The organism is Litorivivens lipolytica, from assembly GCF_014191715.1.
GTDB lineage: Bacteria > Pseudomonadota > Gammaproteobacteria > Pseudomonadales > Spongiibacteraceae > Litorivivens > Litorivivens lipolytica.
In genome coordinates this window covers 552,981-568,351 of record NZ_JACHWY010000002.1, presented here as the reverse complement: position 1 = coordinate 568,351, position 15,371 = coordinate 552,981, and the positions used below count along the sequence as shown (strand labels likewise).

Below are 15,371 nucleotides of genomic sequence, written 5' to 3'. Positions count from 1 at the left end.
GGAAAAATTGATAATAATGTGATTAACTATAAGTCTTTACTTATATTAAGCTGACCAACAGCGAGCCTCGTGTGCGCCCGTCCTTCCTACATCGCCTGACCCTGCGCCAAATTGAAATCTTTCTGGCGGTTTGCCGACTACGCAATTACTCCCGGGCCGCCGACGAACTGGCTCTGACCCAACCCGCCGTGAGCGCCCAGATCCGACAGGTAGAAAACGTCGTGGGCGAGGCCCTGTTTGATTACATCGGCAAGCAGCTCAATATCACCCCGGCCGGGTTGCTACTGGAGCGCGCCGCACGCGACTTGCAGCAGCGTCTGGTCAGTCTGGAGATGGAGCTGGCGGAATTGAAGGGTGAGGTACAGGGCACCTTGAATATTGCCGCAGAAAGCAGTGCCCAGTACTTTTTGCCCGGCCTACTGAGCACCTTTAGCGAACGCAATCCGGGCGTGGATATTCGGCTGGATATCGACAACCGCGCCCGCACCCTGAAGCGATTAAACGAAGGCCGGCACGAACTGGTGATTACCGGTGCGCCACCACCCGACCGCACACTGCAATTCACTCCCTTTCGCGATAACCCCCTGATAGCGGTCGCACGCGCCGACCATCCGCTCAGCAACAACGAGAGCATAAGCTTCTTTGAATTAACGCAGGAACGCCTGCTGTTGCGAGAATCCGGCTCAGGTACGCGACTGGCGGTTGAGGAGTTTGCCCAGATCAAGGCGGTGAAGCTGACTCACGTTTACCAATTGGGATCACTGGAAGCGATCAAAGCCGGCGTGATGGAGGGACTCGGCGTGAGCATTCTGCCGCTGGACGCCTGCACTCAAGAAATCGAACACGGATTGCTGCGCAGCCTGCCAGTAGATGGCTTTCCGCTGAAGCGGTCCTGGTGTGTGGTGCATTTTCGAAAACGCCAACTCACGCCCGTCAGCCAGCGCTTTACCCAATTTTTGTTGGACCCGGATTAACGCGCGCTCAGCACCCAGTCCTGCAGGCTGGCAGGTTCACCGACCACCGCCCCCTCATTGAGCTTTTCGAGCACTCCCTTGGCCAACTGCTTGCCCAACTCCACACCCCACTGGTCAAAGGAATTAATCCCCCAGATCACCCCCTGACAGAACACCTTGTGCTCATACAAAGCGATCAGACTTCCCAGCGCTTTGGGTGACAGACTCTGGAATACCAGAGCGTTGCTGGGCTTGTTTCCGGGGAATCTGCGGTGAGCTTGAAGTAGTTCTAGTGATTCACTCTCAAGACTGGACGCGGCCAGTTCAGCCTGCAACTGCTCATCAGTCTTACCGCACATCAGGGCCTCGCCTTGAGCAATCGCATTGGCCAACAACATTCGATGCTCGGCCACATGGGCTGTATCGCCCTCAAGCGCGAACAGAATATCGCAGGGCACCATGTCCGTGCCTTGATGCAGCAACTGGTAGAACGCGTGCTGACCATTGGTGCCCGGCTCGCCCCAGATCACCGGCCCGGTTGCACTCTCCACCGCGCTGCCGTCCATCTTTACGCACTTGCCGTTGCTTTCCATATCCAATTGCTGCAAGTAAGCCGGCAAGCGACTCAGGCGCTGACTGTAGGGCAATACCGCGTGCGTACCAGCGCCCCACACATTGCGATACCAGACACCGAGCACGGCCAAAAGCACCGGCATATTGTGCGAAAACGGCGCGGAGCGAAAATGCTCGTCCATTTCCCTAGCACCTTCCAACAGCTTTCGGAAGTTACCCATCCCGACGCTCAGCGCAATCGACAAACCGACACTCGACCACAGGGAATAGCGCCCGCCGACCCAATCCCAGAACAGAAAGGTGCGGTCCTGGGCAAAGCCGTGATCACCCGCGGCCTGCGCATTGCTGGTCACCGCCACACAGTGCTGCAGCATCTGATCGCGACTGCCGAATGCCACCAACAACCAGTCTTGTGCCAAGGCCGCATTGGCCATGGTTTCCTGAGTCGCAAAGGTTTTTGAGACGATGATGAACAGCGTATTTTGCGGTTTGAGCTCGGCGAGTGTATCCGACATTTGCACCGGATCGACATTGGAAACAAAGTGAAGGTTCGGGCCGTTTCCGCGATAGGGCCGCAGCGCCTCGCTAACCATGGCCGGCCCAAGATCTGAGCCGCCTATACCAATATTCACCACGTCGGTGATCAACTCGCCCGTGGCACCGCGAATACTGCCGGCGCGCACCGCCGTGACAAAATGTTCTAGCCGCTGCAACTCCGCCTGAACCTGCGGAATGACATTATTCCCCTCACATTCAACACAGGCATCCGGCGCCGCGCGCAAGGCGGTATGCAAAACCGCCCGCCCCTCGGTGTGGTTGATCTCCTCGCCGGCAAACATTGCGTCGCGCTTTTCAGCCACGCCGCTGGCCTCTGCAAGCTGGCAAAGCAATGCAAGAGTTTCGTCGTCTATGCGGTTTTTCGAATAATCGAGGAACAGCTCACCCGCCTGCAGCGAGTAGCGCGCAAAGCGCGTGGGGTCGGCGGCGTATTGATCTCGCATATGAACACCGTTGAGCGCCTGTTGCTTCTGCTGCAAGCGCTGCCACAGCGACTGTAAATCTGTCATTCCTACTTCCTGTTATCTTTTTCTGCCCTGAAAAACAACGAGATGCCCCCGACTCAAGCGTAACAAGGCGTGCACGCTCGCGACGGGAAAACCCGACAGCTTGAAACTCCAGCCCGCAAGAAAACAAGCAAGATGATAACGCTTCTTATTTACTTTTACGTATTGCCGGTGGTCTAATACCGCCGCTGACACAATTCTGCCACAAGCCGGGACACACCGGCAGGCAACATGGAGAACTCCCCGGAGACACTGATGAAAGCAGCCCATCGCCTGCCGCTTTTCGGCCTGCTGCTCACCCCTGTACTGACACTGGCGCAAGACCCGACACCCAATGACCAACAACCCAAGCTGGAGGAAGTTCTGGTCAGCGGCGACAAGATCGCGCGACCACTAACGGAAACTGTCAGCAGCGTCGTGGTGGAATCCGCAGAGGATATCGCCGCCAGTACCGCCGCGTCTATGAAAGACATCGTTAGCCGCTATGCCAACCTGGTGTCGGCCAATGGTGATCGCGAAATCGCGATTCGCGGTGTACCGCAGGGCGGCATCGGCGGCGAAGGGGAAACCATCAGCGTACTGCTCGACGGCGTCGCCCTCCCCGCCAAAGCCGCCAGTTTTGCCGGCCCACTTTCCGCCTGGGATCTGGAGCAGGTGGAAGTTTTTCGCGGCGCGCAATCCACAAGCCAAGGGCGCAGCAGTCTGGCTGGCGCGGTCATTCTTGAAAGCCGCTACCCGACGGACTACTGGGATCTGGCGCTGCGCGCCGGCGTCATGAGCCGTGACGGTCACGACTATGCTATCGCTGCCGGTGGACCGCTGAGCGACACACTGCGCTTTCGGGTTTCCCATCAGGATCGCTACGACAATGGCGACGTAAAGAACATTACCCGCGACGAAGACGATGCAGGCCGAGAAATTCGTCGCAACAGTCGCGCCGGATTCACCTGGCTGCCTTCGACTTTCGATCATTATCGACTGGACTACCGCGTATCGCGCTCCAGCAACGAATTCGGCGACCCCCTGCACGATTCCTCTCAGGGTGAGCGCACGGAAACCTCCAACGTTCGCACCAGCCAGGATAATGTCACGATCCTGCACAGTCTTCGCCAATCACTGGTACTGAGCGAGCGATGGCAACTGGAGTCGGTCTCGGGCTGGACCGAGCTCGACGATCTCTACATCATCGACTTCGATCGCTCAGCAGCAGATGGCGGCTACTCGGATAACACGATCGACGAGCGCATCGCCAGCCAGGAATTGCGGCTGCGTTTTCAGGGCGAGCAACTCAACGGTTTTATTGGTCTCTATTACTCGGATTCAGAGCGGGCCACCAGCACCGTCGGCTACGACGTCGCTGCCGGTGGCGGCACCGTGCTGCTAAACGGCTTTATCAACGGCACCCGCGATGTGCAGACCGGCGCCTTTTTTATCGATGGTGACTGGCAGTTTGCCGAGCGCTGGCGCTTGTCGGCTGGCGTGCGCATTAACCGCGAAGAGTTTGCTTACACCGGTGTCGCGGACCTGAGCCTGGACTTAACCGCTCCGCTGCCCGGCGCTCCGGTGATTCCCCTCAGCGATGAGATGAGCGACGCACTGGTGTTTGCCGCGCCGAGTCTGGTGCCCCCGGACTACGACGTCGCGGACGACGGCGCCTTTACCGACGTTCTGCCGAAAGTATCCCTGGCCTGGGATCTACTGGATGACCTGATGCTCGGGGTCAGTTATCGCGAAGGCTATCGCTCGGGCGGCACCTCGATTTCCTTTTTCGGTGGTGCGGTAAGCACCTTTGAACCTGAATACACCAGCACCTGGGAACTGGCTGTTCGCTGGCAACTGCCCGGCCACGGCTTGCTGCTGGCAAGCAATCTCTTCCACACCCGCTGGCGCGATCAACAGGTCACAATAGGGGAAACTTCCGGCTTTGAAACCACCACAACCAATGCCGGCAAATCCCACTACTACGGCCTTGAAACGGAACTGCGCTGGCAGGCCACCAGTCACCTCGAATTGTTTGCCTCACTCGGCTACCTGCACAGTGAATTTGACGAGTTTGTAAACGACGGGGAAGACTATGCCGGGAACGAGTTTCCCTTCTCACCGGAATACAGCGCTGGCGCGGGTATCGTTCTGCGCGACTGGCACAAGCTCTCCGCCAGCCTGAGCGCAAACCATGTGGCGGAGGTTTACAGTGACCCCGACAATGATTCCCGATCGCAATCCGACGCCCGTACGCTGGTTAACGCCAAGGTCAGCTATACCCTTAGTGAAGGTTTAAGCTTTTCTGTCTTTGCCCGAAACCTGCTCGACGACCTGAATGAACAAGGCGCCCTGGTAGCCGGCGATCGCATTGCCAGCCGCTATGGCGAGCCCCGCAGCCTTGGCGCCATGCTTGAATGGCGACTGCACCCGTAATTCCGCGCCTTTGACATCGCATCATAGGCGCGCGACACATCATTATGAGACAAATTCCCGCATACACTGAGAACCGTTCCTCATAAAATCCCAGCTAAGCCCCTGCCAACTAATATATGTCGAGTAAAGGCAATTTCACCACTTTTCCCCGCAATTTCGCTTCACCTTGACTGAATTGATCCATATCAGTTTTCCGTTCGATTAAATAAGGTTTCACCTGCCTGGCGATCTGAGTCGTGTTATCTATAAGCTCGGAGCTTTAGCGTATAGCTAATACATAAGCAGGGGAGATTTTGCCCTGCACTATAAAGCTCCACCCAAAGCCACGGAGGCAATTGCGCGAGCAGGAGTGGACATGCGTATTACAACGGCTCAAGACAGCGATTTTTTTGAAGCTCGCCGACATGCGATGGAAAAGTTGGGACTGGAGACCGAATCTCAGGATTATAACCTGAACCGGATTCTTCAGCTGGCCAGACAGCTTCATGGTGCCTGCGCGACGGCGTTTTCCGTACCCGTTAATAAAAGTGCCGCTTTCGTAGCCGCAGACGGACTGAACCTGCAAAATGGCATTCGTGCCAGTAAAGGCTGCGCAGAAGTGCTGCGCACGGGAAAAATCGTGATCCAACCCACGGTAGCCCCCATGTTCTCCAGTACCTGCCCCGCGCTCGGCAATCTTGATGTATGTAGCTACGTGGGCGTTCCTGTACTGCGCGATGGCAGCCAGACCATCGGAGTTATCAGCTGGTTTTTTGATCACTCCGTTGGCACCCAAGGTGTTGATGAGGTATCGATGAATAACCTCGTCCGCTTGTTAGAGGACTCCCTGGATTTTCGCGCCCTCGGCCTCAAGGACGCTCTGACCAATCTCTACAATCGCCGCCACTTGATCCATCAAGCCGAAGCCGAGCTGCGCCGCGCTGCACGACTGAAAGAACCGCTCAGCTTTGCGATTGTCGACGTTGACTGGTTCAAGAGTTTTAACGATGTCGCCGGCCATGCGGCCGGGGATCGCGCCTTGATTTCGGTCGCCCACATGATCGAGCAGAGTTTCCGCCGGGCCGGTGATTGTGTGTGTCGCTATGGTGGTGAGGAATTTGCCATCATCATTCCAATGACACCCACCGAAGAAGCTATCGAGCTGGTCGACAAAATGCGACGACGGGTCTACGCCGGCAACATTCATCACCCGGCGAGATATAGTCCATTATCAGTTTCGGCAGGTATTTCTACCCTCGATAGTTTCGCCAATGGCAATACGGGCGATTTCAGTCTGTATTTCAAGCAAGCCGATATTGCTCTGTATGCCGCCAAAGAAAATGGCCGTAACCGTGTGGTGCACTACGAGAAGTTACCTGCCGAAGTCCGCCCGCGCAGCAAGGATAATCAGCTCCCGAACTGATCAGGCATTTCACTGAGCTGTGACTCACACGAGGTGAGTCGCAGCTTTATGTCCTTCAAAAGCTGCCTTTACGATTAAGCCCAATCCGCTGGCATCGCCTACCAGATGACTGTCAATGCCGGCCGCACACAAAGCGTCATGCAAGCGGGTATCCGCAACCGGCTCTCCCGGCACAATCACCGTATCTGCCTGTATCTTGCGAAAGCCGCTTTGCAGCTCCAGCTTGATTCCACTGCGCGTAATCTCAGTGACTGTCGCGCGAGTATTGATTGACACCCTCAGCGACTCAAGACGCTTTTCATGCTCCAGACGGCGCTTGGGACCGATTTCCGGCGCGATCAACTCTCCGCGCTCAAAAATCATCACCTCACGGCCACGGAGGGCGAGAAATTCTGCCACCTCAATAGCCGCCAAATCAGCCCCCAAAATGGCCACCCTGCGCCCGACGGGTAACCATCGGTCTGCCAACAAACGAATTCGCTCCGGCGTCAGGTAACGACTGATCAGTGGCGCAAAAACCTTAGCCGCCCAGCGCACAGGCGCCGGCACAGATTGCGCGGCGGGAGGCAGTTCACCGTTGACCAGAGCGCGCAATAAACCGCCCGTCAAAACATTTGAGCCCTGCATGCCGGGTAGTCGGTGATAATCGAGTTTCGCCCCGGTCGCCACAATCACCGCATCCGGTGCCAGAGTCAAGACAGACTCAACGCTTGCCTCAAAACCCAACCGAACGGTAATCGGCAATCGCTGTATCTCATTGCACAGGTACTTCAAAAAGCGGCCGTTGTCACTGTGCACCGCCGATGCCAATACCAGCGAGCCGCCCAGACGCTGCTGCCGCTCGAGCAAAGTCACCTGATGCCCACGTTCTGCGGCTACCCGTGCCGCCTCCATACCGGCGGGGCCGGCACCAACCACAACCACATGTTTGGGCTGCTCGGCAGGGGCGTAATTCAATTGCAGTTCCCGCCCGGCCGCCGGGTTCACGGCACAGTTCATGCGCGCGTCCATCGGCCACAGGAACATGGAATCAATGCAGTTCTGACAGGAAATACAGCGCCGAATCTGGTCGAGCTTTCCGGCGGCAAGCTTATCGGGCAAGTGGGGGTCGGCCAACAAGGGGCGCCCCATCACAATCATATCGGCCCGACCATCTTGTAGCGCCTGCTCAGCAAATTCCGGATCGAGAAAACGTCCGACGACCATCACTGGCACATCAACAACTCGCTTAATCGCCTCCGCAGCCGGCAGATTATAGCCATCGGGAAATTCGGGGCCGCAAATCATTTGCGAAACCATCGGATCGCTGACCCCGCCACTGACATGAAAAGCGTCCACCCCCGCCTCAACCAGAGTCGGGGCTATCGCCGCCGTGTCGTAAGAATCCCGACCTCCGGGAATGCGTTCAAAACCGGAAATTCGCAATGTAATGGGAAAGTCTGCCCCGGCCACGGCCTTGATTCGCTTTAATACGCGCACCAGAAGACGGGTACGATTTTCGGTCGTATCTGCGCCGTATTCATCCTGTCGCTTGTTTTTAAGGGGTGAGAGGAAGGTGCCTAGCAGCATATAGCAATGGGCGGCATGTAACTCAATACCGTCGTAGCCGGCCTCGCGCGCTCGCCGAGCGGCCTGGGCGTAAGATTCAACAATGCCATCCAGCTCATCTACCGTGACTTCGCGCGCTGGTAATCCGGTGCAGGCACCGGTGCTCGCACTCGGTGCAATCGGCATCTCGCCGGAATACATCGCGCTCAGGGATTCCGGACCCGGGTGGGTAATCTGCGGTTGGACTTTCACATCGTACTGGTGCAGCGCTTCGGTCAGCCGCCGATGGGATTCGATAAACGTATCGTCACCCAGTGTTAACGACTGGGGCTGGTACTTTTGCTTTACGTCGACCGTACACACTTCGACCGTGATCAAGCCCACACCACCTTTGGCTCGCTCCAGCAGGAAGGCGATCAAGCGTTCTGAAGGCGTCTGATCTTCATTACCGTAGTTGGTGGTCATCGGCGCCATCACCATGCGGTTTTTCAGCGCCATGGTTCCGATGCGGGTGGGTTCCAGCAATTTCATAGTGTTCTCGACAAGCCTTGCTTGGCACGCCAAAAACGTCTGCGCCCCAAAAGCATAGTTATTAAAATGTTTTCAGCCTATGAAGTGAGCTGATGCAGGTCAATAGCGAATTTGAATGAACCGCTCTAGGACGATTTCAGTGCTTGGGCGCAGCCCACTAGTCCGGGATGCTCCGCCACGATAATCGCCAGCGGAATCTCGGCACACAGCGGGCTGAAACGCCCCTTGAATTCAAAACTGCGGCGGATGTCATTTACATCAATCACGTCCATCATCTGGGGCAGAATGCCGCCGGAAAGATAAACCCCTTTATAGGCGCCCATCGCCAGCGCGGTATCACCGGCAACCGCACCCAGAATGTCGGTGAAGTCCTTTACCGCTTGAACACATAAGGTATCACCCGCCCGCGCCCCGGTGGTTACCTCCGGCGCAGGCAGTTCTTTTTCCTGACCGAGCAAACGCGCATTGGCCCAATACAGATTAGCCAGCCCCATGCCCGACAAAAGACGCTCCACCGACACCCGTTCATAGCGGGTCCACAAGACATCCAGCAACTGACTCTGGTGCCGAGTGGTCGGCGCAAACCCCACATGCCCACCTTCGGACGGAATGATTTCGCCGCTAGGCATCATCCCGGAAACACCCAAGCCGGTACCGGGCCCCAACACCGCCGTGACGCCAGGCTGATCAGTGGCCGGGCGAGGCTCGCCAATCCAGTGCAACGCGTCTTCACGCAACGCCGCAATACTCAGCACCTGCGCACTAAAATCATTAATTATCGTGACGGGCATGCCCAATTGCTGTTCCAGTTCCCGGCGACTGAACGCCCAGTGATTATTGGGCAGGTCGATCCAGTCCTGCTCCACCGGACCGGCCACGGCCAGACAAATGCCGGCGACTGACTCGGCATGGCCACGATTTATATAGGCACGTACCGCTTCAACAAACAGGGGAAAGTCAGCGCAGGGAAATTTCTCAATGCCATTCAGATCGCGCTTATCCGCCCTTACCCAGGCAAAGCGGGCATTGGTGCCACCGATGTCTGCGACGATGTAGATGGCTTGTGTAGGATTGTGCATGCGCTTTCAATTACCTGATGCGAGGTTTAGGGTGTAGGTCTGCGTCGCGGAGCGATCGGACAAGACCGACAGTTTATCACTCCGCCGCACCGGCACTGAACCGAGCCTTCTCCCTTGTTGCGTAATATACTGTAGGCAGACTGATAACGGATTCGACATGAGTATTCTCAGCCTGCTGAAATCACGCTACGACACGCTCAGCCGTGCCGAAACCAAGATCGCCGATGTGATTCTGGCTGCACCCGACGATGCCGTGAATCTGGCAACGGCGACGCTGGCCGGCCGTGCTGGTGTCAGCGACCCGATGGTGTCCCGGTTCTGTCGCAACCTTGGCTGTAAAAGCTTTCCTGATTTTAAAGTCAGGTTGGCGCGCGACCTGGCCAAGAAATCCAGTTTTATAACCGAGGCAGTATCCACCGGCGACAGCGCCAACACCATTATTGAAAAACGCATCAACGCCAATCAGGCGGCACTGGAATATCTGCGCTCCCACATTGACGCCACAACGGTGGATCAAGCGGTTGATACACTCTGCAGTGCGCGCCAGATTATTATTGCCGGTATGGGCGGAGCGGCGGCCATCGCACAAGACGCTCATCACAAACTGTTCCGGCTCGGCATTCCCACGGTGGCTTATGACGACCATCTGATGCTGCGCATGGCGGCGGCCGGCGCCTCCAGCGACGACTGTTTTCTGGTGTTTTCCTTCACCGGTCGCACGCGGGTTTCAATTGAGATCGCGGAGCTGGTTAAAAACAGCGGCGCCACCCTCGTCGCCATTACCAACCCGACGTCACCTCTGGCAAAACTGGCAGACCTTACCATTACCTCGGGCGATGAACTGGAAGACACCACCGTTTACGTGCCGATGACCACGCGCATTGTGATTCTAACCATCATCGATATTCTGGCTACCGGCATGACGTTGGCGCTGGGGTCGGAGGTGGAATATCAGCTTAAGAAAATTAAAAACAGTCTCGACGCCACCAAAACCAGCTCACGTAAACGCAAATAGCTCAGCCTAAACGGGCGGCCTCTCGAGACAGCGTTTCAATCACGTCCCAATCGCCATTGGCAATCGCCGCCTTATCCAGCATCCAGGTACCACCCACACAGGCGACATTGGGCAAGGCCAGATAGTCGCGGGCATTATCGGGATTTACCCCGCCGGTCGGACAGAATCGCAGCTGCGGCAATGGCCCGGCGATAGACTTCAACATCGGCACGCCACCTGCCGCCTCGGCCGGGAAAAACTTCAAATGCGTCAAGCCAAATTCCAACAGAGCCATCGCCTCACTCGGCGTATTAATGCCGGGCAACAGTGCGATATCTTCTGCTTGCGCCGCGTTTACCAGCGAGGGGGTACAACCCGGGCTAACCAGAAAACGAGCGCCTGCCTGCTTCGACTTTTTTACATCGTCCGCGGTGATGACAGTACCGGCACCCACCACCGCATCGGGTAGCGCCTTGCTGATATCCGTGATCGCCTGCAGACCGTACTCCGTACGCAAGGTAACTTCCAGAACCTTCAAACCACCGCGATACAAGGCCTTCGCCAGCGGCACCGCCTGTTCCGGTTGATCGATAACGATCACAGGTATGACCGGGCAGAGGCCCATAATATGGTCGAGGCTTTCCATCATTTGATTCCTGATTAGCTTACGGCGACCAGAACACGCTCACCGGTTCTGACGCATTTAAAATGGCGCGCACGGGCATGGCCTCAATATCCTTTCCATTTGCGGCCTTCCGGTAGGTGGACAGTTTTTCATCTCCGGTCATCATCAGCACGCGCTGTTTTGCCGCCAGCAAATGGGGCGCTGTGAGGGTCATGCGTTCAGTGTGCTCTCCAGTGACCTCACTCTGCTCGGCGACAATCGCAGCGCAGCGCTGATTGCCGTAAAGCGCCTCAGTCAGCCCCTGAGCGTAAGGAAACAGCGAAGCCGTATGGCCGTCATTTCCCATCCCCAGAAGGCAGATGTCTGCCTGCGCTGGCAATACCGCGAGGCGCTGCTCACATTCGCGTTGACCCGCTTGTGGCGAAGCTGCGGACGTTTTCATGCCGAAAAATCTGGCCGAAGATGCCGCACCGGCAAGCAAATGCCTACGGATGAAGGCTTCATTGCTGGCGGGATGATCCACATCCACCCAGCGCTCATCCACCAACACAATGCTAATCGCAGACCAGGGAAGGTCTTTCTGGGATAGCGCTTCATAAACGGGCTGCGGGCTGCTGCCACCGGAAACCAGCATGACACCCTGACCTTGTTCCGCAACCGCCTGCTTCAGGGTTTCCGCCAGGTGAGTGACCAGCGCCTCAACCATTGCCACGCGCCCGTCAAAGAAAACTTCTTTTATCTGGCTCACGCGCGCTCCCCGGCGTTAAACCAGGCTGAGCCATACTCGGCCAGGAGCTCGTCGGACTCCGGCGGCCCCCAGGTTCCGGCGCGGTATAGATGCGGCGTATCGTCAGATGACTGCCACGCTTCAATAATCGGGTCGATCCAAGCCCAGGCGTGCTCCACTTCGTCGCGGTGAATAAAGAGGCTGGGGTTGGCCGCCACCGCATCCAGTATCAATCGCTTGTAAGCATCACTCTTAAAGCGTTTATAAGTGTCGGAAAAGTTCAGGTTCAAGGCCGCTGGTTGCAAGCGCATATCCAGGGTATCGAGATCCTTGGCCATCATGGTCAGCTGGATACTTTCTTCGGGCTGCAGGCGAATGATCAATCGGTTGGGGGTGAGTGCTCCCGCCTCCGCGTCATATACACGGTGCGACACCTCCTTGTACTGGATAACAATCTCGGCACAACGCTGCTTCATGCGCTTGCCGGTGCGCAGATAAAACGGCACCCGCGCCCAGCGCCAGTTGTCGATATGAGCGCGCAGCGCGACGAAGGTTTCGGTGTTGCTGCTGGCCTCACCTAACTCTTCAAGATAGCCCGGTACCAGCTTACCCTTGTGATTACCTGCCACATACTGGCCACGCACCGTGTTACGCAGTACGTCGTCACCGCGCAGCGGGCGCAAGGCTTCCAACACTTTGACTTTTTCTGCCCGGATACTGCTCGCTTTCATTTTGTGTGGAGATTCCATGGCCACCAGACAGAGCAATTGCAGCAAATGGTTTTGCACCATATCGCGCAGCGCACCGGCCTCGTTGTAAAAACCGGCACGGCCTTCCAAACCGACCGTTTCTGAAATACTGATCTGAACATGATCAATGGTTTTGGCATCCCAGAGGTGCTCAAAGATGACATTGGTAAAGCGCAGCGCCATCAGATTCTGGACCGTTTCCTTACCCAGATAGTGATCAATGCGATAGATCGCAGATTCATCAAAGTAACGCGCAATTTCTTCGTTGATGGCGTTAGCACTGGCGGCGTTGTAGCCGAGCGGTTTTTCCACCACCACGCGACTGTTGGCGTTAATCAGCTTGAAAGCATGCAGATTCTGGCAGCAGACACCAAAAATGGTCGGCGGTATCGCGAGGTAATACACCCGCACCCGGTCGGCCTCGCTGTCGAGCAGCTCAGCCATGTTCTGCCAGCGCTGGTCGGCACTACCGATATCGAGTTCAAACGACTGCAGATGCTGCTGAAACTGCTTCGCGCAATCGGACTTGTATTCGCCTTCTGAAAGATGCTCGCGCAACGCGGCATAAGCCTTCTCGTGATAGGTCGCCACGTCGTCGGGATTGCGGCAGCAGGCGATCATTCGCGAGCCATTGGGCAACTTGCCCTCGGCCACCGTTCGGTAGAGGGCGGGTAAAAGTTTGCGGTAGGCCAGATCACCGGCACCGCCAAAAATAACGATATCAAAGGGCTGAGACATAGCGCGTCCTGCGTCCATCATAGGTAGAGCTTACACCTCCAACACAGAAGCGCCAGCCTCGGCATTGCTAACCAGTTTCCGGAAACCGGCAAACAGTTCCCGCCCCATACCTTGCTGATGACCACCCTGATAGCTGGCTGACTCGCGCTTTAATGCAGCGTCGTCCACAACGCGTAAAATACCCTGCTCTGCGTCCAGCTCAATCATGTCGCCATCCTGTAGTGAGGTAATCGGCCCACCATCCAGCGCCTCGGGTATCAGGTGTATAGCCGCCGGAACCTTGCCCGAGGCACCCGACATACGCCCATCGGTAACCAGTGCCACCTTGAATCCCCGATCCTGTAACACGCCCAGTACGGGCGTCAGTTTATGCAGCTCGGGCATACCATTGGCTTTCGGCCCCTGAAAACGAACCACCGCAATAAAATCACGATCCAGCTCACCCGCGTCAAAACGCTCTTTTACTTCATTCTGATCTTCAAACACCACCGCAGGCGCACGCACAACCCGGTGCTCAGGTTTGACCGCCGAGGTCTTGATCACTGAACGACCGAGATTGCCCTGCATCAAACGTAGCCCCCCTTCGCGACTGAAAGGTTTTGCACAACTCGCGACCACCTCAGCATCCAGCGAGCTGGCAGGGCCTTCCTGCCATTCCACGCTGCCGTGTTCTTTCAGGAAGGGTTCCTCGCAATAGCGGCGCATCCCGCCATCACCGGCAATCGTTTTAACATCCTCATGCAGCAAACCGTTATCCAGCAACTCTCTGATCAGCAGCGCCATCCCTCCGGCAGCCTGGAAGTGATTCACGTCGGCCAAGCCATTGGGATATATACGACACAGCAGCGGCACCACGGCGGACAGATCAGCCATATCCTGCCAGTCGATGACGACACCCGCCGCACGGGCTATCGCGACCAGATGAATCGTGTGGTTGGTGGAGCCGCCGGTGGCGAGCAAGCCAATAATTCCATTAACGATGCTCTTCTCGTCGATCATTTCGCCCAAGGGCAGAAAATCTGGAGACAGCGGCGAGATCTCGTTCAGTCGCATGACTGCCGCGCGGGTCAAAGCCTCGCGCAGCGGCGTTCCGGGATTGATAAACGAGCTGCCGGGCAATTGCATGCCCATGATTTCCATCAGCATCTGGTTGCTGTTGGCGGTACCGTAAAAGGTACAGGTGCCGGCGCTGTGATAGGACTGGCTTTCCGCCTCCAGCAGCTCCTTGCGCCCGACCTTGCCTTCGGCATAAAGCTGACGAATGCGCCCTTTTTCGGCATTCGGCAGGCCGGACTCCATGGGACCGGCGGGCACAAATACCGTTGGCAGATGACCAAAGGCAAGCGCGCCGATGGCGAGCCCCGGCACAATCTTGTCGCACACCCCCAGCGCCAATGTGCCGTCAAACATATCATGCGACAGCGCAACTGCCGTGGCCATGGCAATAGTATCGCGACTGAATAACGACAGCTCCATTCCCTCTCGACCCTGAGTCACCCCGTCGCACATGGCGGGCACGCCGCCGGCAAACTGGGCCACCGCGCCGACTTCGCGGGCGGCCTGCTTGATCTGATCGGGGTAGGTCTTGAAAGGCTGATGCGCCGACAGCATATCGTTGTAGGCCGACACGATGGCAAAGTTTGCCGCCCTGTCGACCGCCAGCGCCGACTTGTCATGCGCGTCGGAGGCGGCAAAACCGTGGGCTAGATTGCCGCAGGACAGATGGCTCCGGGATACCCCCGGCTGGTGCGCACTGCGAATTTTTTCCAAATAGCACTGCCGCGTATCGCGACTGCGCTCAACAATTCTCTGGGTAACTCGCTCTATCTCTGCATGTGGCACGGCACTTTCCCCGCCTGAACGACGTATTCAGCACTATTTACAAGATTAATTATGATACGCCTCAAGCACCCACAAAACCACACTCCATTGTAATTTAATTACATTTAGATCTAACCCATATTCATTAGAAT

11 protein-coding genes are annotated in these 15,371 nt (G+C 56.8%); 4 read left to right on the top strand and 7 right to left on the bottom strand.

Annotated features, from left to right (window positions below):
• Positions 1-71 precede the first annotated feature (71 nt).
• Entirely contained in the window at positions 72-974 is a 903-nt protein-coding gene (locus FHR99_RS10950) for a LysR substrate-binding domain-containing protein (RefSeq protein WP_183410689.1), read from the top strand.
• Here the strand turns inward: FHR99_RS10950 and pgi are convergent.
• The gene (pgi, locus tag FHR99_RS10945) at positions 971-2,593 is read right to left on the bottom strand and encodes a glucose-6-phosphate isomerase (RefSeq protein WP_183410688.1); all 1,623 of its coding nucleotides are present in this window, start codon (positions 2,591-2,593) and stop codon (positions 971-973) included. The two genes, FHR99_RS10950 and pgi, sit on opposite strands and share 4 nt — an antisense overlap.
• A 252-nt stretch (positions 2,594-2,845) precedes the next feature.
• On the opposite strand from pgi, the gene FHR99_RS10940 reads away from it, so the two are divergent.
• The gene (locus FHR99_RS10940) at positions 2,846-5,005 is read left to right on the top strand and encodes a TonB-dependent receptor (protein WP_183410687.1); all 2,160 of its coding nucleotides are present in this window, start codon (positions 2,846-2,848) and stop codon (positions 5,003-5,005) included.
• 355 nt (positions 5,006-5,360) lie between these two features.
• Positions 5,361-6,407 carry a sensor domain-containing diguanylate cyclase gene (locus tag FHR99_RS10935; RefSeq protein WP_183410686.1) on the top strand — a complete coding sequence of 349 codons (1,047 nt, stop codon included), beginning with the start codon at positions 5,361-5,363 and terminating at the stop codon, positions 6,405-6,407.
• A 24-nt stretch (positions 6,408-6,431) separates the two neighbouring features.
• Here the strand turns inward: FHR99_RS10935 and FHR99_RS10930 are convergent, their stop codons facing one another.
• Positions 6,432-8,486, bottom strand: a complete 2,055-nt coding sequence (locus FHR99_RS10930; RefSeq protein WP_183410685.1) for an oxidoreductase — start codon at positions 8,484-8,486, stop codon at positions 6,432-6,434.
• A 125-nt stretch (positions 8,487-8,611) separates the two neighbouring features.
• On the bottom strand, positions 8,612-9,565 hold the full coding sequence (glk, locus tag FHR99_RS10925) for a glucokinase (protein ID WP_183410684.1): 954 nt from the start codon (positions 9,563-9,565) through the stop codon (positions 8,612-8,614).
• A 157-nt stretch (positions 9,566-9,722) separates the two neighbouring features.
• Between glk and FHR99_RS10920 the strand changes: the two genes are divergently transcribed.
• Positions 9,723-10,580 (top strand): SIS domain-containing protein, encoded by an 858-nt coding sequence (locus tag FHR99_RS10920; RefSeq protein WP_183410683.1) that lies wholly within the window; start codon positions 9,723-9,725, stop codon positions 10,578-10,580.
• Position 10,581: 1 nt separating this feature from the next.
• On the opposite strand, the gene FHR99_RS10915 is transcribed toward FHR99_RS10920, so the two are convergent.
• The 4 genes from FHR99_RS10915 to edd are packed head-to-tail and all read right to left on the bottom strand — an operon-like array spanning position 10,582 to position 15,240.
• A complete protein-coding gene (locus FHR99_RS10915) occupies positions 10,582-11,205 on the bottom strand; it encodes a bifunctional 4-hydroxy-2-oxoglutarate aldolase/2-dehydro-3-deoxy-phosphogluconate aldolase (RefSeq protein ID WP_183410682.1) in 624 nt (207 codons plus the stop codon).
• Positions 11,206-11,224: 19 nt separating this feature from the next.
• Complete coding sequence (gene pgl, locus FHR99_RS10910; protein ID WP_343067529.1) at positions 11,225-11,932, bottom strand: 6-phosphogluconolactonase; 708 nt, start codon at positions 11,930-11,932, stop codon at positions 11,225-11,227.
• A complete protein-coding gene (gene zwf, locus FHR99_RS10905) occupies positions 11,929-13,398 on the bottom strand; it encodes a glucose-6-phosphate dehydrogenase (protein WP_183410681.1) in 1,470 nt (489 codons plus the stop codon). The genes pgl and zwf overlap by 4 nt, the downstream gene beginning before the upstream one ends.
• A gap of 30 nt (positions 13,399-13,428) precedes the next feature.
• Positions 13,429-15,240: a phosphogluconate dehydratase gene (edd, locus tag FHR99_RS10900; protein WP_183410680.1), complete on the bottom strand. Its 1,812-nt coding sequence runs from the start codon at positions 15,238-15,240 to the stop codon at positions 13,429-13,431.
• Positions 15,241-15,371: the final 131 nt, after the last annotated feature.

What these genes read in the sequence shown, in the direction of transcription:
- pgi (WP_183410688.1), bottom strand. Translation starts at nt 2,593, where the DNA reads ATGACAGATTTACAGTCGCTGTGGCAGCGCTTGCAGCAGAAGCAACAG.
- FHR99_RS10940 (WP_183410687.1), top strand. Translation starts at nt 2,846, where the DNA reads ATGAAAGCAGCCCATCGCCTGCCGCTTTTCGGCCTGCTGCTCACCCCT.
- FHR99_RS10915 (WP_183410682.1), bottom strand. Translation starts at nt 11,205, where the DNA reads ATGGAAAGCCTCGACCATATTATGGGCCTCTGCCCGGTCATACCTGTG.
- FHR99_RS10935 (WP_183410686.1), top strand. Translation starts at nt 5,361, where the DNA reads ATGCGTATTACAACGGCTCAAGACAGCGATTTTTTTGAAGCTCGCCGA.
- FHR99_RS10930 (WP_183410685.1), bottom strand. Translation starts at nt 8,486, where the DNA reads ATGAAATTGCTGGAACCCACCCGCATCGGAACCATGGCGCTGAAAAAC.
- glk (WP_183410684.1), bottom strand. Translation starts at nt 9,565, where the DNA reads ATGCACAATCCTACACAAGCCATCTACATCGTCGCAGACATCGGTGGC.
- zwf (WP_183410681.1), bottom strand. Translation starts at nt 13,398, where the DNA reads ATGTCTCAGCCCTTTGATATCGTTATTTTTGGCGGTGCCGGTGATCTG.
- FHR99_RS10920 (WP_183410683.1), top strand. Translation starts at nt 9,723, where the DNA reads ATGAGTATTCTCAGCCTGCTGAAATCACGCTACGACACGCTCAGCCGT.